The sequence below is a fragment of the Streptomyces fagopyri genome (assembly GCF_009498275.1).
Classification (GTDB): domain Bacteria; phylum Actinomycetota; class Actinomycetes; order Streptomycetales; family Streptomycetaceae; genus Streptomyces; species Streptomyces fagopyri.
Genome location: NZ_CP045643.1, coordinates 7,173,019 through 7,192,433, shown reverse-complemented (window position 1 = coordinate 7,192,433; position 19,415 = coordinate 7,173,019). Strand labels below are relative to the sequence as shown.

Genomic DNA, 19,415 nt, shown 5'->3' with positions numbered 1-19,415 from the left:
GTCGGGGAGGCTGTGGGGACCTCTAGGACCGGAAGGCGTACGGGCACCTACCTGGTCCACGGCAAAATGCCGTGTCCATGCCCGTTGTTCGCCGCCCACTATTCCGAGACGCACAGGGAGCACACAAGGTCGACTTCAGGACGCGCGTACGGCAACAGGCGTGCGCCCCGCACACCTTGACCCTGCGTGGTCACAGCACGCGAGTTCCCACTGCAAATACTGTGTGCGAGTGGTCGACATGCGGCCTGTGAGGTCTAGTCCTGTCTTGATTTCGCCCCTTCGGGACTCTGATCCAAGGGGGTTCCGGGAAGCGGCCGTTGCTCCCGCACCGATTGCTGAGCGGCGGGAGAGGCCGGTTCCGGCGCGGTCGACTCCGACGCGCTCGGCTCCTGTGCGCTCAGCCCTTGTGCCGTCGGTTCCGGGAACGGTCCAAGTACCGCCGCCCGATCCGGTGCGGGTACTGGCGGTGCCGGTGCCGCCGGCACTGCCGGTGCCGGTGCGACCGGTTCGCGTACCGGTGCGACCGGTTCCGGCGTCGGTGCGGCCGGCTGCTGCGCTCGTTCCAGGAACCGCAGGAGTTCGACGGGGAAGGGCAGGACGAGCGTGGAGTTCTTCTCCGCGGCGACCGCCACCACCGTCTGCAGCAGCCTCAGCTGCAACGCGGCCGGCTGCTCGGACATCACCCCGGCGGCCTCCGCCAGCTTCTTCGACGCCTGAAGTTCCGCGTCCGCGTTGATGACCCGGGCCCGCCGCTCACGGTCGGCCTCGGCCTGCCGGGCCATCGACCGCTTCATCGTCTCCGGCAGCGAGACGTCCTTGATCTCCACCCGGTCGATCTGCACGCCCCAGCCCATGGCCGGGCTGTCGATCATCAGCTCCAGGCCCTGATTCAGCTTCTCGCGGTTGGAGAGCAGGTCGTCGAGGTCGCTCTTGCCGATGATCGAACGCAGCGAGGTCTGCGCCATCTGCGAGACCGCGAACTGGTAGTCCTCGACCTGGATGACCGCGTCGGCCGCGTCCACCACCTTGAAGTAGACGACCGCGTCCACCCGCACCGTGACGTTGTCCCGGGTGATGCCCTCCTGCGCGGGCACCGGCATCGTGACGATCTGCATGTTGACCTTGCGCAGCTTGTCGACGAAGGGCACGACCATCGTGAACCCGGGCCCACGCACCTCCGAGCTCAGCCGGCCCAGGCGCAACACGACTCCGCGTTCGTACTGTTTGACCACGCGGGCCCCGGCCATCACATAGACCAGGCCCACCGCCGCGACGGAGACTCCCGCCGCCACCAGTTCCTCGACCATCACGGCCCCCCAGGGTCCGACGTGGCGCATCAGGCGTGTACCAGACCCTTGTCAGGCCTGCCTCACGGGTTCACTTCGACGGTAACCCCGCCACCTGAACAAGGGCGAGCCCCCGCACGCCGGTTGCGTACGGGGGCCCGCCTTCTGCTGGCCGCAGGTCTGGCCGCGCGGGGCACAGTGGGGGATGTGCCGTGGGGGGAGTTGGCGCCGTGGGGGGAATCAGTCGGTCAGCCGACGCTCACGCCGTAGTAGCTCAGCGCCTCGGTGACCGGCTGGAAGAAGGTCGTACCGCCGGAGGTGCAGTTGCCACTGCCACCGGAGGTCAGGCCGTAGGCGACGGAACCCCCGTAGAGCGGACCGCCGCTGTCGCCGCCCTCGGCGCAGACGGTGGTCTGGATCATCTGATACACCACGTCGCCGCCGCCGTAGTTGACCGTGGCGTTCAGCGCGGTGACGCGACCGCTGTGCGTGCCGGTGGTCGAGCCACGGCGGTAGACGGTCGTGCCGACGCTGGGCGTGGCCGCGCTGGTGATGGTCTGGCTGCCGACCGCGCTCGGGTGGGCGATCGAGGAGTTGGTGTAGCGGACCAGCGCGAAGTCGTTGGTCGGGAAGCTGTAGCCGACGTTCGTGCCCAGCGTGGTGGTGTGACCGGAGTTGGAGTACCAGGTGGAGGCGACCTCACCGCAGTGGCCCGCGGTCAGGAAGTAGTAGGTGCTCCCGCTGTGCACGTTGAAACCGAGCGAACAGCGGTACGAACCGCCGTAGATGGCGTCGCCACCGGTGATCAGCTTCTTGAACTTGCCCGGAGTGTGCTTGATCGTCAGGGCGGCGGAGTCACCGCCCGCGTCCTTCTTGATCTTCGCGATCTCGGCCTGGGAGACCGTGCTGTCGACGGTCACGACGACACGGTTCGTCTTGGCGTCGACCGCCCAGGCGGTGCCCGCGACGTCGGAGTCGAGAACCGACTTGTTCACCGTGCTCAGCTGGGTGGCGCTGAACGTATGGACATCGGACGCGTTCGCGGTGGGGGCGGCGAACGCCGCCGCGGCCACGAGTCCGGTGGTCACGGCGATCAGTTTGACGCGTCTCGCCATGCCGCTGCGAGGAGTGGGGGTGGTGCGCTTGATCCTCACTTTTCGTTCCTCCCGAGGGAAGTAGGGGGCCCGCGTGGGGTCGGGGCCCGTGAGGCGCAGCCGGGAGTCGCCCGTCCGGATTCCGGACAAGCCGTGCCCCTGACAAGCGCTGTGGGGGAGTATTCGGCCGCACGACCGACCGGCGCAAGGGCGCCTTTCGGCCGTGCAGCGTTCAACTTGCGTACGACCAGGGGGTGTTGATCTCCCCGGCACGATGGTGCGGAATCCGTGCGGACCCGGGCGCCGCCCGCTTCTCCCACACCCACACCCGCTCCCCCAACCCCGCCCCCACTCCCCCGCTCAGCTCAGCGTGCGCTCCCCCGCCGCGACGGCCGCGCCCAGCGTATTGCCGGGAGGCGGGAAGGGGCAGACGAAGTGGTCGGCGAACGCGCACGGCGGAAGCACGGCGCGGTTGAAGTCCACGGTCGTGCGCCCCTCGGTGTCGGGCGCCGCCGGGCGCAGGAACCGGAAGTGATAACTGCTGTCCCCGCTGGTGGCGTCGGCGAACACGGCCCACAGCGAGCCGTCGCTCCCGACCGACACCTGGAGCGTGAGATCCGCGCCGTCCAGTGTGAAGGCGAGGATCCCGCCGAGTTCGAGTCCGCGTGTCCGCCCGTCCGCGTTCTCCACCCGTACGGTGCGCCTCTCGCCGTACGGTGTGAAGTGCCCCGGCACCGACCAGCGGGCATCGTACGGTGTCGCCTCGATGCCCTTGAACGCCGTTCGCGTCACAGCGGCGGGGTCGAAGTCGCGTACGCCCCAGACTCCTTCGCGCACCAGGACGACGAAGCGGCGGTCACCGGTCCCGACGCGGGCCCCGGCCGCCGGACCGACGTCCGCCACCAGCCGGACCGCTCCGGTGAGACGCTCGCCGTCCACGTCCAGACGGTCCTCGGGCGCGCCCGTCAGCAGGACACCCTCCTCCTCGGCGGTCCACCGCCCGGGGATGTCCGGAAGTCGCCCGTCCGGATAATCCTCCAGCCAGTGGGTGCCGGTGAGCGCCGGCGGGCCGTAGGGCGCGGACACCGTCTCGATGCGGTGCTCGTGCCACTGCTTCCAGTCCTCGGATGCGTCCGTCGTCATGTGATCAACCTTTCCACAGGGGCCGCGCCGGCCCGAGGCGTGAGCGCGGCGCCGTCCCCGTGTGTTCCGTGCGGAGCGCGTCCCGCTCCCGGGGCGGCGGGACGATCCGGTCGGCGGACACGCCGGGTCCACCGGGGGCCGGACGGGGGACTGACGGTGAGGCGAAGCCACCGGCGGCGTCGGCGGTCACCAGCGCGTCCGGCTCCGTGGCGACCGCCTCCGGGGCGCCGGCGGACGAGGGCCGTCCCCCCTGTACGGTCATGCCGCTCCCCCGGTCACGGCGTACGGGCCTGCGGGCGTGCGGGCCGGGCCAGTCGCAGGTGCTCCCTGAGGGTGCTTCCCGGATAGAACGTACGGAACAGGCCGCGGTGCTGGAGCAGTGCCACCGTCGCGTTCACGAGCCGTTCCAGGTCACGGCGCGGTTCGGCCGGGGTCAGGTGGAAGCCGTCGACGGCCTCGGACTCGTGCCAGACCGCGATGAGTTCGGCGAGGCCGACGGGACCGCCCCGGTACAGCGGGCCCCGCGGGGTGTGCCGGGGACCGCCGCCGCCATGGCCGGGCTCGGCCGCGCGTTCGCCGTCACCGAGGTCGACGGTGAGCGCGCCGAGGACCCTCAGCGTGTCGGGAGCACGGCCCGACCCGGCCGCGGCATCGCGGAGTTCGGCCCTGAGGGCGCGGGCCTGGGCCGGACCGGTGACCCGCAGGAGTGCCACGTCGGCGTACCGGGCCGCGGTCCGGCGGGCGGCGCTCCCGGTGGCGTCCACGACCCGGACCGGGTGGCCCTGCGGGGGCCGCGGCCCGGTCGAGGGGCCCGTGACGGAGAAGGTGCTGCCCCGGTAGTCGACACGGTGCGGCCTGTCCCGGGCGCCGGGACCGCCGGTCACCCCCTCACCCGTCCCCATGTCGCCCTCCCCGCAGGCCCGGAACCGGACATCGGCCCCGGCCCCGGCCCCGGTCTCGTGCTCGTGCTCGGTCTCGTACTCGGTCTCGTGCTCGTGCTCGGCCGTCCGCCCACCGGACCGCCAGCCGGCCCGGCCCCGGCTGATCCGGTCGAGGGTCGCCACCGCCTCCTGGACGCGGCGGGAGTCGGTGCGGTTGCCGGGCACGGTCGGCACCAGACCGATCCGGCGGGTGGCGGATGCGACCCGGGCGAGGACACCGAGCGCGTCGGGGCCGGGGCTCGCGAAGGTGTCGCCGAGCGTCACGAAGTCGAGCGCGCCACGCTCCGCCAGTTGCGCCGGTTCGACGTACGCGGCGGCGTCGGAGGACCCCCGCTGATCGACGGCGGCGGCCAGGTGCAGCGGCCCCCGGCCGTGCGGTGCGGTCATGTGAATGACACCTTCCCCTACCCCGTGTCGATGAATGGTCATAAAGAGAGCGAAGAGCCCGAACAGCCCTGGACGTACTGCGGAGGAGAGGGTGGGCCCGGGTCACCCGGTGGGGCGGCGGGCGAGGTCGCGCAGGAACACCAGCGCGGCCCGGGCCGTCGCGTCGTTCTGCCGGAACGCCGGGCCACCGGTACGCGGCCGGGTGAACGCGCCCGAACCCCGGGCGTCGGTGTGCGGGCCGAGTGCGAAGCGCCGGGGGTGCGGGACACCGGAGCGGTCGAGGACCCTGCCGTCGGCGGGGTCCACGGCGAGCAGTCCCTCCGGAGTGGCGGCCGCCCCTTCGGCGTACAGCTCGCGCAACAGCGTGTCGCGGGTCCGCTCGACCGTGGGGTGCGGCAGTCGCGCCTCGACGAGCGCTCTGGCCTCGACCGTCGCGCCGGGCACGGTCGTGCCGGCCGCCCGGAAGACCCCCTCGGCCGCGGTGACGGTCATGCCCGCGCCCAGGAACCGCAGGATCCCGGCCTGTGAGAGGGCCCGCATCTGGCGCAGCCGTGGTCCGGGCGGTCCCGACGCGAGAAAGCTGAAGAAGCCGTGCCACCACGGACCGATGTCACCGAGCCCGACCAACTGCCCGTAGACCGAGAGCAGTCCGAGGAAGACCGCCGAGTCGACGCTGTGCGCCGGGTTGTGACGCCTGGTCAGGTCGGACTCGATGTAAGCGCGCAGCCCGGTCTGGAGTTCCTCGTAGGAGGTGTGACGCACCCCGTCCAGCGGGCGGTCCAGCGCGGCGAGGTCGAGCCGGTCGGCGGGATCGGGCACGGCGGAGGCCACCAGTGCCCGGATCTCGGCGCCGTCTCCGCTCCCGTACTTCTCCTCGAAGTCGGTCCAGGCGATCCGTGTGCGCTCGGGGTGGGCGGTGAACAGCCGGTGGTAGTGGGCGAATCCCAGCTCCTTCTCGACCAGCGGCCACACGTCCCGCCGGAAGTCGAACCCCCCGGGACGGGCGCGCAGTTCACCGACCTGGTCCGGCCCGAAGAAGCGTGGCAGCGGCGGCCGTTCACCGGTCCAGGAGTATCCGATCTTGGAGTGGTAGGGGACGCCGCGCCGGGAGCCGACGTACAGCACCGGTTCACGTCCGGAGGGCAGATAGGTCTCTCCTTCGTACCGTCCGCCGCGCCCCTCGGTGAGCAGCACCATCAGGTCGACGAAGGCGAGCCCGAAGCCGCGGACGAGAACCGGTTCGCCCGGTCTCAGCGCCGCCAGGTCGCTGTCCGCGGTGAAGTCCGGCGGCAGGTGGACCAGGTCGTGCGCACGGGCGTACGCGGCCAGTTCCTGCTGCTCGGCGTCGAGTTCGGCGTCGAGATGGCCGAGGGTGAGGACCACGAGGTCGGCGCCGAGCGGCCGCGCGTGGCCCTCCAGCCACACCAGTTGACGCCCGTCGTGTCCTCCGCCGATCCGCAGGGCGCGGCACGGATGGTGGTGGACCGTGATGTCCGGTGGCAGGGCGGCCACCGTCCGCTCGTACACCCAGCGCAGGTACGTGCCCTGGCGCCGTCGGTCGGCGAAGGCGTGTCCGTCGAGGGCGGCCCACTCGTGCAGTGTGGGGCCGGCCAGGACCGGCCCCGCCATGTCCACCGTCTCGTCGGTGAACATCGTGACGTCCTGGGCCTCGGAGTTCATCCAGAGCAGCGGAGACTGCTCCTCGCGCCAGATGCGGCCGCCGCCCGGCGGATACGGGTCGACGAGATGGATGTCGAGACCCGAACCGGCGTACAGCTCGGGCGCGTTGGCGGCTATCCGCTCCAGGAGTCCGGTTCCGCGGGGACCGGCGCCCACGATCACCAGCGCGGGGCGCCCGGCGTCCCCCGGGTGCGGTTTCCCCGGGTGCGTACCGGTCGGGTGGGTGCCGGTCGGGTGGGTGGCCGACGGGTGCGCGGCCGTCTGGCGCGCCGCCGTCGGATGCGAAGTCACCGGATGCGTGCTCATCGGCTGCGCTCCGAACCGCGCGCGTGGTGCCTCCCGACGTGGAACCTGCCGGAGGAGAGCGAGGAGAGCACCGAGGCGACGACGGTGTACCGGCCGAGACGGCGTCGCGGGACGATGTCCGGCGGTGCCGTGTCGTCCGGTACGGCTTCGGTGGTCTTGGTGAGGGTGTCCGAGGACATGCGGAGGCTCCGTGATGCATCGAGTCGAGCACGGGTGCCTTCACACAGGTCGGCGCGGGTGGCGCCGGGCGCCGCGAGGCGCGTACGGCCGAGCCCCTCAGCAGGGCCGTGGACCGAGAGTACGGGGGCGTTTCCCCTCGCTGTCAAGGTTGTCCACACTATGAGCCGTACGTCTCAGGTCAGTTGACGCGGAAACGGATGCCTGTTCCACTTGGGTCCATGCATTCGCAGCAATGGCTGGTCACGCGCTCCCACATCGACTTCGGTCGAGTGTGGTCCTCTTCCTGTTGAGCTGACCGAGCCGACCTCCTGCGCGACGGCCCGAAACGGGCGTCCTCCGCTTTTCCCCGCTCCCCGTCAGGCCTTCACACACGCACCCCTCCCCTCTCCGTACCCCCGCACGCCCCTTTCAGGGGACCCCTCCACCATCGCGGTCGCCGTCCCGGCCGTCGGGAAGGACGAGGCGCCGACCGGACCGCGACGGCGCGGACGTGGCCGGCGCCCTCAGAGCCCGCAGTCGCAGCAGGAGCAGCACTCACAGCATTCGCAGGCCTCACAGCAGTCGCAGCAGGAACAGTCGCAGTTGCCGCACCAGCCCTCGCGCCGCTGCCGGGACCACGGGCCCTCGAACTCGTCGGCGCAGCACACCTTGCAGGTGCAGCAGAGTCCGATCGCGGCCGCGCATCCGGCCCAGAGGCCGCGCCTGCCGGACCCGGGCGGCTGGAAGGAGGGCCCGCCGCCGACGGGGCCGCCCCCGCCGGCGTAGGGATTGCGTCCGTCGTACGGAGCCGGCGGCTGCCGCGGGTCGTACGGGCCGCCCTGCCGCGGCGGCCCGAAGGCTCCGTCCGCACCCGGATCGCCGTGGCCGCCGTGCCCGCACCCCGACGTCCCGAAGGCCCGGTCCACCGAACGCGCCAGCTCGTGCGCGAGCAGGACATGCGCCAGCCTGCCGTCCGTGAACGCGGCCTCGCGCAGCGCCAGGCGTATCCCGTGCAGCGCGTCATCGGCGAGCCGCCGCGCCTCGGTGAGCGGCGTCCCGGTGGCCGTCAGCGGATTCCAGGCACCCGACGCGGCGTCAGTTTCTCTGTCCTCGACGGCGTCGAGGAGATGCGCGAGCCGTCCGAAGAGGCGTCCGGCCTCGGCGAGCGGCGCCGCGTTGCCGGGCCGGCCGGCGAGGACCGCGGTGTGCGCGAAGGCGGCCGCGGTCGCGGACTCGGTCGGCTCGGTGACGGTCAGCAGCGGCGTTCCGGGCCCGGCGAGCGTCTCGATACCGAGCTGCCGGTCCACGGCGTCGACCAGGACAGCCGTGTCGAAGCCGACCTCGGACCCGGTGCGGGCCCCGGCACGTCCCCAGCTCGCGGCGACCCGGCGCGCGGCGAGCGCCACCGGCCCGCGGGCCAACAGGCCGTCCCCGTCGGCCACGTGATCGCGTACCTTGGCGGAGGCCAGCACCAGCGAGACGGCGGCGGCGAGCCGCGCGCCGTCACCCTGCGCCACGGACGCGGTCCGCATGCCGCGCAGGGGGCAGGGGCCGGCCGTACGCCGGGCTCCGCCGGCGCGCTCGACCTGAGCCTCCGTCAAAACCGATATCAGCAGACCGTCGTAATTCGTGACGATCCGTGCGAACTGCCCGTGGTCCCCGCGCAACGTGAGGCAGAGCCCGCACAGATGCGCCATCCACTGGGTCTTGAGCCCTTCACCGAGCCGGTGGCTGCAGGGCCTCACGATTCCGAACACGACACTCCCCCGTGACTCGTCCGACGTCGAGCTGCGGCATCGTATCGACCACCCCGTTCACCCGTACGCCCCACTCGCCACCCGAACGCCGTCGAGAATCATATTTCACTCTTAGTCAGCAGCCGTACACGGCACGACCCTTGGGGGGCGCGGGCTCTCGACGAATTCGCTGTGCACCAGTACCGTCACGAAACCCCCGCGCGGCGTCTATCCACTTGGCGCGACATCCGCATCATGGACGACCATGGGGATGCGGAAAGCAAGAAAGACCGCTGTGAGAGGAGGCGTCCATGGGATCGGTGCGCAAGGCGAGTGCCTGGCTTGGCCTCGTCGACGACAACGATGACGAGCGTTACTACGACGACGACAACTACGCCGGGGGGCAGGAATCCGGCGATGCCTGGGTCACCGACCCGCGCGTGAAGGTCGCGTCCGAGACGGCGGAGGAGAAGGGCCGCCGGATCGGCACGGTCACCCCGGACAGTTTCCGGGACGCACGCGGCATCGGTGAACTCTTCCGGGACGGTGTCCCGGTCATCATCAACCTCACGGCCATGGAAGCCTCCGACGCCAAGCGCGTGGTGGACTTCGCGGCCGGTCTGACCTTCGGCCTGCGCGGCACCATCGAGCGGGTCGCCACCCGGGTCTTCCTGCTGACCCCCGCCCACACGGAGATCGTCAGCGGCGAGGCCGCGGGTCGCCCGACGGACGGCTTCTTCAACCAGAGCTGAGGCAGGGCCGCTCACCGGCCCCGCCCTGCGGTGCCCGGTTCACCGGAAGGCGTCGAGTCCGGTGAGCGCCTTGCCCAGTACCAGCTGATGCATCTCCACGGTGCCCTCGTAGGTGAGCACCGATTCGAGGTTCGTGGCGTGCCTCATCACGGGATATTCGAGCGAGATCCCGTTGGCGCCGAGAATGGTCCGGGCGGTCCGGCAGATCTCGATCGCCTCGCGCACGTTGTTGAGCTTGCCGAAACTGACCTGCTCGGGACGGAGCCGTCCCGCGTCCATGCGCCGGCCGAGATGGTGGGCGAGCAGGATTCCCTTGTGCAGTTCGACGGCCATGTCGGCGAGCTTGGCCTGGGTGAGCTGGAAGCCGCCGATGGGCCGGCCGAACTGCTCGCGCGTCTTCGCGTAGGAGACGGCGGCCTCGAAACTGGCCCGTGCGGCGCCCATCGCGCCCCACACGATCCCGTACCGCGCGTGCGAGAGGCAGCTGAGCGGCCCCTTGAGCCCGCGCACCCCGGGCAGTACGGCGTCGGCGGGCAGCCGCACGTCGTCGAGGATCAGCTCACTGGTGACACTGGCCCGCAGGGACCACTTGTGCTTGATCTCGGGCGCGGAGAACCCCGGCGCGTCGGTGGGGACCACGAATCCCCTGATCCCTTCGTCGGTCTGCGCCCAGACGACGGCGACCCCGGCGACCGACCCGTTCGTGATCCACATCTTCCGCCCGTCGAGGACCCAGTCGCCCCCGGCGTCGCGCTTGGCGAAGGTCCGCATGGCACCGGGGTCGGAGCCGTGGTCGGGCTCGGTCAGCCCGAAGCACCCGATGACGTCGCCGGCGGCCATCGAGGGCAGCCACCGCTGCTTCTGCTCCTCGGAACCGAAGCGGTGGATGGCGTACATGGCGAGCGATCCCTGCACCGAGACGAGGGACCGGATCCCCGAGTCGGCGGCTTCGAGCTCCAGACAGGCGAGCCCGTACTGCACCGCGCCGGCCCCGGCACACCCATAGCCCTCCAGCGACATCCCGAGCGCGCCGATCCCGCCCAGCTCCCGCGCCAGCTCCCGGATCCCGGGCAGCTCCCCCTTCTCGTACCACTCCGCGACATACGGCAGCACGCGGTCCGCGGCCCAGTTCCGGACGGTGTCGCGGATCGCGAGGTCCTCGGGGTCCAGCAGGTCGTCGATGCCCAGCGGGTCGGCGGGGTCGAAGGGCGGCAGTTTCGAGGACGCGGACATGGCAGAACCTCCGGCACACTAAAACTAGCAGTGATAGTCACAAGGGCTTCGGGGCCGACGCTACGACGCGCTGTCCCGTACGTCCAGGGTCCACCGGCGCGCGAGCGGGGAACGAGGCAACGAAGGGAACACAGGGGCGGACGGGGGGAAGCTACGCGGAGACCCGGGCCCCGGTCGCCTCGCGGGGCGCGGGAACCTCGGCCGAACCCGCGGTCGCGGGCGCCTCGCAGTCCATGATCCGGGGCAGCCGCAGTGCCATCACCGCGCCCAGCAGCAGCAGTCCCGCGCTGACCAGCAGGGTCACATGGAGCCCGTGCACGAAGGAGTCCCGGGCCGCGTGCCGCAGGGCGGCCCCACGCGCCCCGCCCAGCCGCGCGGCCACGTCGTACGCCTCGCCCAGCGAGTGTCCCGCCGCGGCCGAGTCTCCCGCCGGCACCCCCGGCACGGACGACAGCCCGGGGGCGTACGCCGCGTTCATCACACTCCCCAGGAGCGCGATCCCGATCCCGGCACCCAACTGGTACGAGGTCTCGCCTATCGCCGCGGCCCCGCCCGCCTGTGCGGGCGGCGCCTCGCTCAGCATCGACTCGTACGCCCCGAAGAGCGTCGTCTCCAGCCCGAAGCCGAGCAGCACGAACCCGGCGAGCAGCAGTCCGGCGTTGTCGTTCCCGCCCATCGCGGTGAGCGTGACCACCGCGGCCGCGGTGACACAGAACCCGGAGCAGACCATCACACGCGGCCCGAACCTGCGGAGCATCCGGGCCCCGACGAGCCCCGCGGCCATCGCCGCGATGGTGAGCGGCAGCAGTCGCAGTCCGGTCGCCAGCGGCGAGAGACCGAGCACCAGCTGCAGGTACTGCGCGGCGATCAGCTCCAGGCCGACCAGCGCGAGCATGGCGAGCACGATGCATCCCACCGAGGTGCTGAACGCGGGCCTGGAGAACATCCGCAGGTCGACCAGCGGGTGCGCGCGCCGCCGCTGCCGCCGTATGAATCCGAACATCAGCGCGGCGCCGAGGAGCAGTGGTGTCAGCGTGAGCGGACCCGAGGGCGCCTCGCCGCCGCCGAGCTGCTTCACCCCGAGGACCAGCCCGAAGAGTCCGGCGGCGGCCATCAGCGCCCCGGTCACGTCCCAGGGTCCGTTGCGTGCGCCGCGCGACTCGGGCAGCAGCAGCCGCCCGATCGGCAGACTGACCAGCATCAGCGGGATGTTGATGAGGAATACGGATCCCCACCAGAAGTGTTCGAGGAGGAAACCGCCCAGCAGCGGTCCGACCGCGGCGCCGACGGCGGCGACGGCGCTCCAGATGCCGATCGCGAGCGCGCGCTCGCGCCGGTCGGGGAAGACCTGGCGCAGGATCGAAAGGGTGGCGGGCATGATCATCGCGCCACCGACGCCGAGCAGGGCACGGGCCCCGATGAGGAGCTCGGCGCTGTCGGCGAGGGCGGCGGCACCCGAGGCGACGCCGAACAGCGCGTATCCGAGCAGGAGGACGCGCCTGCGGCCGATCCGGTCGCCCAGCGTGCCGAAGAGGATGAGGAGAGAGGCACAGACGAGCGGATAGACGTCGACGATCCAGAGCAGCTCTATCGCGCCGGGCTTGAGATCCTCGGTGACGGCGGGCACCGCGACGTGCAGCACGGTGGCATCGAGGGCCACCAGGAGCAGGCTGACGCACAGCACCACAAGGACGACCCAGCGGTTGGCACCGGCCCCGGCCTCCCGACGGCGACACGTGTCGGCCGTGGTCGTCCCGGACATGTACGTACCTCCCAGATGTTCCCTCGCGTCGGGCGATCCGCTGGGTGGGGACTCCCTGCGGCTGCGGCGGGAGGAACGGCTTCCCGGGCGCACGCGACCAAGGCGAGTGAGCGGCCAGCGTACGCGAGTTCCCCTTGACCACACGTGGCGGACCTCTCACGTTTCCCTGGCCCGGTGTGTGGCGTACGCCACGCCCGCCCGCTCGACCCGTGCCCCGGGAGACCGGCCGGTTCCGCGGGCCGTCGATAATCGAGCCCGTGACCGATCTCGACACGCCCGCCGCGGCGCCGCCCCGTGCGGGCGCGCTGCGCCACGCCGCACCGGCCCTCCTCGGGTACGCGGGCGTCCGCGCCCTGGGCCTGATCACCCTCGCCCTGTGGAGTGCCGCGAACGGCAAGAGCGCCCACACCCTGCTGACGGCGCGCTGGGACTCGCTCTGGTACACCCGGGTCGCCGCGTTCGGCTACGGCTGGGAGGTCCGGCTGCCCAACGGCGACGTGCACTCCAATCTCGCGTTCTTCCCGCTGCTGCCCTGGCTGGAGCGGCTCGTCGCGGCTCTGTCCCCCTTGTCCTACGCGGACGCGGGACTGCTGGTGGGCACGCTCGCCTCGCCGGCCGCGGCCTGGGGGATCTTCGCGGTCGCGGACCATGTGTACGGACGGCGTGCCGGAGTGTGCGCCGCGCTCGTATGGGCGGTGCTGCCCGTCGGCATCGTGCAGTCGATGGCGTACAGCGAGTCCTTGTTCACGGCGCTGGCCGCCTGGTCGCTCTACGCGGTGCTGGCCGGCCGCTGGCTGACGGCGGGTCTGCTCGCCTCGCTCGCCGGGCTGACCCGCCCGGTGGGGGCGGCGGTGGTCGCGGCGCTCTGGGTGGCGGCGATCACCTCGTTCGTGCGGGAACGGAGCACGCCTCCCGCGCGGGGCGCCTTCGGGTGGCGCCGCGCCCTCGGCATGCTCCTCGCGCCGCTCGGCGCCGCCGGATACGTCCTGTGGGTGGGCCACCGCACGGGCAGGGGCCCGCTGGGCTATCTCGACGTCCAGGGGCAGTGGGGCAACGGATTCGACGGCGGATACGCGTTCGCGCGCTTCGTGGGCGACAAGTTCACGTCATTTCCGTCGGCGCTCGCCGGCGTCGGGCTGACCGTCGGGGTCGCCCTGGTGATCTGGCTGTACGTCAGCTGTGTGCGCCAGGGACAGCCGCTCCCGCTGCTGGTGTACTCGGGAATCGTCACCGCGCTCGCTCTGTGCGCTTCGGGCTACTTCGGCTCGAAACCGCGCCTTCTGCTGCCCGCCTTTCCCCTGCTGCTGCCCCTCGCCCTGGCCCTGGCCAGACTGCGTACGTCCAGGTCAGCGGCGATTCTCGGGGCCGTGGCCGCGGCTTCGGCGGTCTACGGGGCCTTCTGGCTGAACGGCTCCGGACCGCCGTGACCGGCCCCCTCGCAGCCGGTGAGCAGCCGGAGAATTCCAGTCAAGCATTCGGTGAACGAATTAATAAGCGCAATATAACCAGCCTCAGAACCGATCAATGGAATTGCGTGAACCATCTCCTCGCGGATTAGCGAATCATTGGAAATAAACATCACCCTGAGAGGAATCCCACATCACATCGTCATCACAAAGCGAGTGATTCGGCCTGGAACGCAGCTCACTCGCTGTAGCGTCGATTGAGTGCGTACCGAACGAAACCTCACCCGTCTGGACCGGGTCTTCGCCCGGCTGGACCGTGAGCCGGAACGACCGGCCCACATCGATGTGCCGAAGATGAGCAGGCACAGGGTTGTGCTCTTCGGAGCCACCCTGGCCTTCTACGTGGCCATCGTGTGGGCCGTGGCGATCACTTCGTGGCTGGTCCGGTTCGACTGGCAGGTCATGTTCTTCCGGCCCTATCAACAGTGGCCGGAGATCCACGCGTTCCTCGACTACTACGTGGTGCTCGGCCAACGCGGCCCCACCGCCGTGATGGTGGCGGCCTGGCTCGGCTGGCGCTCGTGGCGGCAGCACACCCTCCGCCCGCTGCTGACGCTGGGCGCCTCGCTGCTGCTGCTGAACATCACGGTCGGCGCCGCCAAGCTCGGCATGGGCCGCCTCGGACCGCACTACGCCATCACGATCGGCTCGAACGAGATGGGTCTTGGCGGCGATATATTTCCTTCGGGTCACACCGCGAACGCCGTGGTGACCTGGGGAATTCTGGCCTATCTGGCCTCGACCCCGGGGGCGCGGCGCTGGCTGTCCGCCCTGTCCGCCGTGACCTCGCTCGGGGTCGGCCTCACCACCGTCTATCTCGGTACGCACTGGCTGAGCGACGTACTGCTGGGCTGGGCCGCCGGCCTGCTGATCCTTCTCGCGCTGCCCTGGTGCGAGCCTCTGATCGCCCACGCCGAGGCCGGGATCTTCACGCTGCGCGACGCCTGGCGTTCCCGCCGCGGCCGTACGGCGCCCGCTCCGGCCGATGCTCCCGTCGGCGTCCCGGTCGGCGCGCCCGTCCTCGTCAAGCAGCACGGCCCCGTGGACGAAGAGATGCCGGCGCGCGAGACCGTGGCCGCCGCGCGCTCGCCCCGGGGACCCGTCCACCTGGCGCCCGGACCGCACTTGGCCCGCTCGGAGCGCACCCCGGTCACCCCGGCCGGCAGCCGCCGGCCTCCGCACCCGGACCGCGCGGCACGCGCCACGACCACCACGGCCTCGGCCCGGCCCGCCGCGGGCGGCTGAGACCCGGAACACCGCGGGGCCGGTACGCACGACCTCCCCGCACGCGAAGGCCCCCGGCTGACCCGAGCCGGGGGCCTTCGCGCGATCGGGTCCGTGGCCCTGAATCCTCGGGGATCGAGTGACCTGTGGCCGGGGAGCCGGGACGGGCCCGGCCTCAGCCCTTCCAGCAGCGGATCACCCGGCCGCCGCCGACCTCGAAGTTCAGCCGCCCCACGCGGTACTCCATGGTGATGATCGCGCCGGGCGGGAGCGAGCGCACCGAGGACCAGCCCCGTTCACGGGCGCGGCGCTCGGCACCGCTCGCCTCCATCCCGACGTAACTGTCCGGGCTGTCCTCGGGTTCCGCGGGCGGGGTGGGAATGGGTGCCATGGCCGCCACGTTAGGCGGCCCGCCCCGGCCGGGGAAGCCCGAACCGGGGACCCTGTGTCACACGTACCCCTCCGGTCACACTTCTGTCACAGGATCACGACACGCGTTTCGACCGAACTCCGTCACACGAACGAGCGGTTCGGCCGATGAGCTGCCCTCCTTCGAACGTAATTCGGGACCGTCCCGGCGCCGTTCCGAATAAGCCGGCGGAAAGTACGCGCACCAACGCAGCACCCGCGCTTTGCATTCCGATTCCGGCGCGTGTCACGGAGGCCGGTGCCGCATAGGAAATACACGGTTCCGACACAGAACCCCCGCGCGTCCCCGGCCCGTCACACCATCCGGGATCCACCTTCGATCCGCGGTGTTCGGTCCGTCCCGTCCCCCGTCCGGGGCGATTGCCCGGCGGTCCGCTCCAGCGCCCTGGACAGCCGTCCTCGCGCCGTCCTGACGGCTTCGGTCAGCGCGGCCGGTTCGAGCACCTCGAACTCGAAGCCCGTCAGCATCACGTGGACCACCATCACGTCGAGACTCGCGGCTCCGGTGCGCAGGACACAGCTGTCCTCGCCCTCGGCCTCCAGCGTGCCCGTCGACGGCGAGACCCGCTCGGCCGCCTCCGCCAGGGGAACGAACAGCCGCACCACCGCCCGCACGGCGTACGCGCCCGTGGAGACACCCCGGGAGACATAGGCGGCCAGGTCGTCCGCCGGCGGGGTACGCGGTGGGCAGCGCGGTCCGTGCGGCGGCCTGGGCGTGATGCGGTCCACCCGGAACGTGCGCCAGTCGTCACGCTCGACGTCCCAGGCGACCAGGTACCAGCGGCGTTCGGTGCAGACCAGACGGTGCGGTTCGACGGTGCGGCGGGTCGGGGAGCCGCCGTGGTCGAGGTACTCGAAGCGCAGCCGTTCGGAGTCCCGGCAGGCGTTGGCGAGTTCCGTGAGCACGGCCGGGTCGACCGCGGAGGCCCGCGGGCCGCGCAGCATCGGCACCGTGAAGGCGTTGAGGGCGCCCACCCGGCGGCGCAGCCGGTTCGGCAGCACCTGTTCGAGCTTGGCGAGGGCCCGTACGGACGTCTCGCCGATGCCCTCGATGCCCTGTCCGGCGGCCGTGCGCAGTCCGACCGCGACGGCCACCGCCTCGTCGTCGTCCAGGAGCAGCGGCGGCAGCTCGGCGCCGGCGCCGAGCTGGTAGCCGCCTCCGGTACCCGGGCTGGCGTTCACGGGGTAACCCAGCTCGCGCAGCCGGTCCACGTCACGGCGGACCGTGCGGGGTGTCACGCCGAGGCGGTCCGCCAGGTCGGCACCCGACCATTCGCGGTGGGCCTGGAGCAGCGAGAGCAGCCGCAGCAGTCGTGCCGATGTCTCCAGCATGGCGTCGAGTCTGCCAGCCCTCGCGGACGACCACTGTCCACGAGGCGTTCCGGGAGCGAAAGCCGGTGGCCCGGGGTGCCCTTGCCGTCCGCGAGGGGTGTTCAGTGCGCCGGGGCGACTGTCACGGAGAGGTCGTTGTCCCACGTGTAGTAGGGGCCGGCCATCAGCGGGCCGTGCGACGTCCGCACGACGGTCCTGGGGTGGAGGAGGACGGTCTTCTTGTCGGCGATGTCGTCGAGCAGCCGCGCGACGCGCACCCGGGGCCCTCCCTCCCCCGCCGGCCGCAGCCAGAGGTCCCAGTCGCCGGGCCGCAGGGCGTCGTAGGCCACCGTGAACCGGAACTCGGTCCGCTCCACGGCCACTTCGGCCCGCACCAGGGTCCCGGTCGCGTCCCGGTGGCACACCTCGGCGTACGCGTCCGGCGCGAGGGCGACGCCGTACACGCGGCCGCGTACCCCCAGGCCCCGCTCCCCGCGGGTCAGTTCGACCGCCTCCGCGTGCGGGGCGCGCAGCCAGCTGCGGACGGTGAGGCGGCCGTGCCGGGGCGTGGGTCTCTCCGGTCCGGGCGGAGCCGGGAATCCGGAGGCGTACGGGATACGGACGGCGACGTGGCCGAGCGCGCCGCTGGGGACTCGGGCGACGAGTGAGCGCAGATCGTTGACGCCGGGGGCCAGACGGTGCGGTGCACCGCCCGCCACCTGCGCGAACGCGTCCCAACGGCCCTCGGGCAGGGGGACGCTGCTGGGCAGAGCGGCACGCAGCCGGCCGTCCCCGGCGGGGGTCAGCGGCAGCCTGACCTCCTCGTGGCCCCCGCGGCGGCGCAGCACCAGGAGCGCGGCGCCCGGCTCGCCGGTGTCGGTGACGTCGAAGGTCAGCCCGCCCGCGGAGTCGGCGATGCAGTCGGCGCACGGGGGCACGTCGGTGTCCGTGTCGGCGCGTCGTCGCGCGGCCCGCGGGACCGGCGTCATCATGCGGGGCGTCCCTTGCTCGGGTGGACCTCTTGGGTGATGAGACCGCGGACCCGGCCGATTGGTTGCGTCCCGGCGGCACATCGGCGCTCATGGGACGACCGCGGCACCACGAGAAGCGGTCGTTGGCCGCATGGCCCTCCGTCCGGGAACCCCGCGCGCGTGACTCCCGTGGCTCCGGACCCTCGCGCGGACGATGGCCGCCGGGCGAGGAGCGCGGCGACGCACGGTGGCGGATTACGCCGGGGCGCGGTCGCGAACTGCGCCGGGGCACGGTCCCGTTCGACGGAGGGGCTCCCGTCCGGTCGGCCGACCGGACGGGAGCCCCGTGCCCGTGGGCGGGGAGAGGCGGTGCTCAGAGGTCGAGCCGCTGGCCGGGCACGATCAGGTCGGGATCACCGCCGATGACGGCCCGGTTGGCCGCGTAGATCTCCCGCCAGGTGGTCGCGTGCCGTGACGCGATGCCGCTGAGGGTGTCACCGCTGCGGACCGTGTAGTCGCCGTGGCCGCCGCGCGACATGTCGCGGTCCGTGTGGCCCGACGCGCGTGCGGGCGCCGTCCGCCGCTTCGGCGGTGCCGCCTTGGACGCGGAGGACGAGGACGTCGATCCGGCCGCCGACCTGTGTGTCGGCTTCGTGGCGGCCGACCCGGTGCCCGAGGACGCCGGCGCGCTTCCGTAGGCTCCGGCCCGGGCCGAACAGGTGGGCCAGGCGCCCCATCCCTGTGCGTTCTGGACCTTGGAGGCAATGGCTATCTGGGCGCCCTTGGAGGCCTTGTCGGCGGTCGACGCGTAGGCCGTGCCCCCGTATGCGCGCCAGGTGCCGGCGGAGAACTGGAGTCCTCCGTAGTAGCCGTTGCCGGTGTTGATGTGCCAGTTCCCGCCGCTCTCGCACTTGGCGATGCGGTCCCACACTCCGCTGTCGGCCGCGGCGGCGTCGCCGGTCGCGGCGAGCAGTCCGAGCGGGGCGAGCAGAGCCGCCCCGGCGAGGACCGCCGTCGTACGAGTGGTCGTACGGACCTTACGAGTGTTGTCGGCACATGCGGACATGTATTTCCCTCTCGAAACACCCGGGGTCCCCCAAGGCGGGGTGCGACTGCCTGCGCGTAGGACGCGGTCGTCGCACTCCGCCCCGTCCGCCGGCGGTGGTGCTCGAAGCTGACTGTGTGCTGCGGCCGGCGGACGTGCCCGAGTGGTGCTCGTTGCACTCGGGGGTGGAATCTAGGGAGCTGGTCGCCCCGATATCAACCAACTCCTTGTCATTCGAGGCCAGTTCATGGTTACCGCAGGTATCGGCGACTTTCGGCCACCCATTTCATTGCCCGATTTCCGGATATGTCGACCAGTCACCCTTCCGATCTGTGACCCACCTCACCGGTTCAACTTCCCCGGGGCCCAGTCGAGTTGGCTGGGAGTGACGGATTCCGCGCCCGAGTTCACCCTGCGCGTCGGATGGTTCGATTCCGTTCGCTTCCGGGCGTGACTCCGGCCACAGATCGCCCGTTGTCATCTTCATGAG

16 protein-coding genes are annotated in these 19,415 nt (G+C 71.7%); 3 read left to right on the top strand and 13 right to left on the bottom strand.

The window, feature by feature from the left end; translation table 11 throughout:
• Positions 1 to 254 precede the first annotated feature (254 nt).
• From GFH48_RS31095 to GFH48_RS31065, 7 genes are all read right to left on the bottom strand, one after another.
• Positions 255 to 1,307 (bottom strand): slipin family protein, encoded by a 1,053-nt coding sequence (locus GFH48_RS31095; protein ID WP_228121430.1) that lies wholly within the window; start codon positions 1,305 to 1,307, stop codon positions 255 to 257.
• Between the two features lie 227 nt (positions 1,308 to 1,534).
• Positions 1,535 to 2,440, bottom strand: coding sequence for a S1 family peptidase (locus tag GFH48_RS31090; RefSeq protein WP_153291416.1), 906 nt, complete (start codon positions 2,438 to 2,440; stop codon positions 1,535 to 1,537).
• A 300-nt stretch (positions 2,441 to 2,740) separates the two neighbouring features.
• Positions 2,741 to 3,523 (bottom strand): DUF1684 domain-containing protein, encoded by a 783-nt coding sequence (locus tag GFH48_RS31085; protein WP_153291415.1) that lies wholly within the window; start codon positions 3,521 to 3,523, stop codon positions 2,741 to 2,743.
• A 275-nt stretch (positions 3,524 to 3,798) separates the two neighbouring features.
• Positions 3,799 to 4,851, bottom strand: coding sequence for an LLM class flavin-dependent oxidoreductase (locus tag GFH48_RS31080; protein ID WP_153291414.1), 1,053 nt, complete (start codon positions 4,849 to 4,851; stop codon positions 3,799 to 3,801).
• Between the two features lie 102 nt (positions 4,852 to 4,953).
• Positions 4,954 to 6,837, bottom strand: a complete 1,884-nt coding sequence (locus tag GFH48_RS31075) for an FAD/NAD(P)-binding protein (protein WP_153291413.1) — start codon at positions 6,835 to 6,837, stop codon at positions 4,954 to 4,956.
• Positions 6,834 to 7,016, bottom strand: coding sequence for a hypothetical protein (locus GFH48_RS31070; RefSeq protein WP_153291412.1), 183 nt, complete (start codon positions 7,014 to 7,016; stop codon positions 6,834 to 6,836). The genes GFH48_RS31075 and GFH48_RS31070 overlap by 4 nt, the downstream gene beginning before the upstream one ends.
• 504 nt (positions 7,017 to 7,520) lie before the next feature.
• On the bottom strand, positions 7,521 to 8,753 hold the full coding sequence (locus GFH48_RS31065; protein WP_153291411.1) for a DUF5685 family protein: 1,233 nt from the start codon (positions 8,751 to 8,753) through the stop codon (positions 7,521 to 7,523).
• Positions 8,754 to 9,043: 290 nt separating this feature from the next.
• Between GFH48_RS31065 and GFH48_RS31060 the strand changes: the two genes are divergently transcribed.
• Complete coding sequence (locus GFH48_RS31060; RefSeq protein ID WP_153291410.1) at positions 9,044 to 9,484, top strand: cell division protein SepF; 441 nt, start codon at positions 9,044 to 9,046, stop codon at positions 9,482 to 9,484.
• Between the two features lie 39 nt (positions 9,485 to 9,523).
• Here the strand turns inward: GFH48_RS31060 and GFH48_RS31055 are convergent, their stop codons facing one another.
• On the bottom strand, positions 9,524 to 10,717 hold the full coding sequence (locus GFH48_RS31055) for an acyl-CoA dehydrogenase family protein (protein WP_153291409.1): 1,194 nt from the start codon (positions 10,715 to 10,717) through the stop codon (positions 9,524 to 9,526).
• 151 nt (positions 10,718 to 10,868) lie between these two features.
• Positions 10,869 to 12,479: an MFS transporter gene (locus tag GFH48_RS31050; protein ID WP_153291408.1), complete on the bottom strand. Its 1,611-nt coding sequence runs from the start codon at positions 12,477 to 12,479 to the stop codon at positions 10,869 to 10,871.
• A gap of 257 nt (positions 12,480 to 12,736) precedes the next feature.
• Between GFH48_RS31050 and GFH48_RS31045 the strand changes: the two genes are divergently transcribed.
• Together GFH48_RS31045 and GFH48_RS31040 are read left to right on the top strand one after the other, a co-directional pair.
• Entirely contained in the window at positions 12,737 to 13,906 is a 1,170-nt protein-coding gene (locus GFH48_RS31045; protein WP_153291407.1) for a glycosyltransferase family 39 protein, read from the top strand.
• Positions 13,907 to 14,146: 240 nt separating this feature from the next.
• On the top strand, positions 14,147 to 15,190 hold the full coding sequence (locus tag GFH48_RS31040; protein ID WP_153291406.1) for a phosphatase PAP2 family protein: 1,044 nt from the start codon (positions 14,147 to 14,149) through the stop codon (positions 15,188 to 15,190).
• A 154-nt stretch (positions 15,191 to 15,344) separates the two neighbouring features.
• Here the strand turns inward: GFH48_RS31040 and GFH48_RS31035 are convergent, their stop codons facing one another.
• The 4 genes from GFH48_RS31035 to GFH48_RS31020 form a co-directional block, all read right to left on the bottom strand.
• Positions 15,345 to 15,560 (bottom strand): I78 family peptidase inhibitor, encoded by a 216-nt coding sequence (locus tag GFH48_RS31035; RefSeq protein WP_153291405.1) that lies wholly within the window; start codon positions 15,558 to 15,560, stop codon positions 15,345 to 15,347.
• Between the two features lie 332 nt (positions 15,561 to 15,892).
• Entirely contained in the window at positions 15,893 to 16,930 is a 1,038-nt protein-coding gene (locus GFH48_RS31030; protein ID WP_153291404.1) for a helix-turn-helix transcriptional regulator, read from the bottom strand.
• A 101-nt stretch (positions 16,931 to 17,031) separates the two neighbouring features.
• Positions 17,032 to 17,898 carry a hypothetical protein gene (locus GFH48_RS31025; protein WP_407698727.1) on the bottom strand — a complete coding sequence of 289 codons (867 nt, stop codon included), beginning with the start codon at positions 17,896 to 17,898 and terminating at the stop codon, positions 17,032 to 17,034.
• 355 nt (positions 17,899 to 18,253) lie between these two features.
• Complete coding sequence (locus GFH48_RS31020; protein WP_153291403.1) at positions 18,254 to 18,946, bottom strand: LysM peptidoglycan-binding domain-containing protein; 693 nt, start codon at positions 18,944 to 18,946, stop codon at positions 18,254 to 18,256.
• Between the last annotated feature and the right edge of the window lie 469 nt (positions 18,947 to 19,415).

Coding starts and splice junctions, on each gene's coding strand:
- GFH48_RS31035 (WP_153291405.1), bottom strand. CDS start 15,560: ATGGCACCCATTCCCACCCCGCCCGCGGAACCCGAGGACAGCCCGGAC.
- GFH48_RS31080 (WP_153291414.1), bottom strand. CDS start 4,851: ATGACCGCACCGCACGGCCGGGGGCCGCTGCACCTGGCCGCCGCCGTC.
- GFH48_RS31020 (WP_153291403.1), bottom strand. CDS start 18,946: ATGTCCGCATGTGCCGACAACACTCGTAAGGTCCGTACGACCACTCGT.
- GFH48_RS31055 (WP_153291409.1), bottom strand. CDS start 10,717: ATGTCCGCGTCCTCGAAACTGCCGCCCTTCGACCCCGCCGACCCGCTG.
- GFH48_RS31025 (WP_407698727.1), bottom strand. CDS start 17,898: ATGACGCCGGTCCCGCGGGCCGCGCGACGACGCGCCGACACGGACACC.
- GFH48_RS31030 (WP_153291404.1), bottom strand. CDS start 16,930: ATGCTGGAGACATCGGCACGACTGCTGCGGCTGCTCTCGCTGCTCCAG.
- GFH48_RS31095 (WP_228121430.1), bottom strand. CDS start 1,307: ATGGTCGAGGAACTGGTGGCGGCGGGAGTCTCCGTCGCGGCGGTGGGC.
- GFH48_RS31075 (WP_153291413.1), bottom strand. CDS start 6,837: ATGAGCACGCATCCGGTGACTTCGCATCCGACGGCGGCGCGCCAGACG.
- GFH48_RS31060 (WP_153291410.1), top strand. CDS start 9,044: ATGGGATCGGTGCGCAAGGCGAGTGCCTGGCTTGGCCTCGTCGACGAC.
- GFH48_RS31085 (WP_153291415.1), bottom strand. CDS start 3,523: ATGACGACGGACGCATCCGAGGACTGGAAGCAGTGGCACGAGCACCGC.
- GFH48_RS31070 (WP_153291412.1), bottom strand. CDS start 7,016: ATGTCCTCGGACACCCTCACCAAGACCACCGAAGCCGTACCGGACGAC.
- GFH48_RS31050 (WP_153291408.1), bottom strand. CDS start 12,479: ATGTCCGGGACGACCACGGCCGACACGTGTCGCCGTCGGGAGGCCGGG.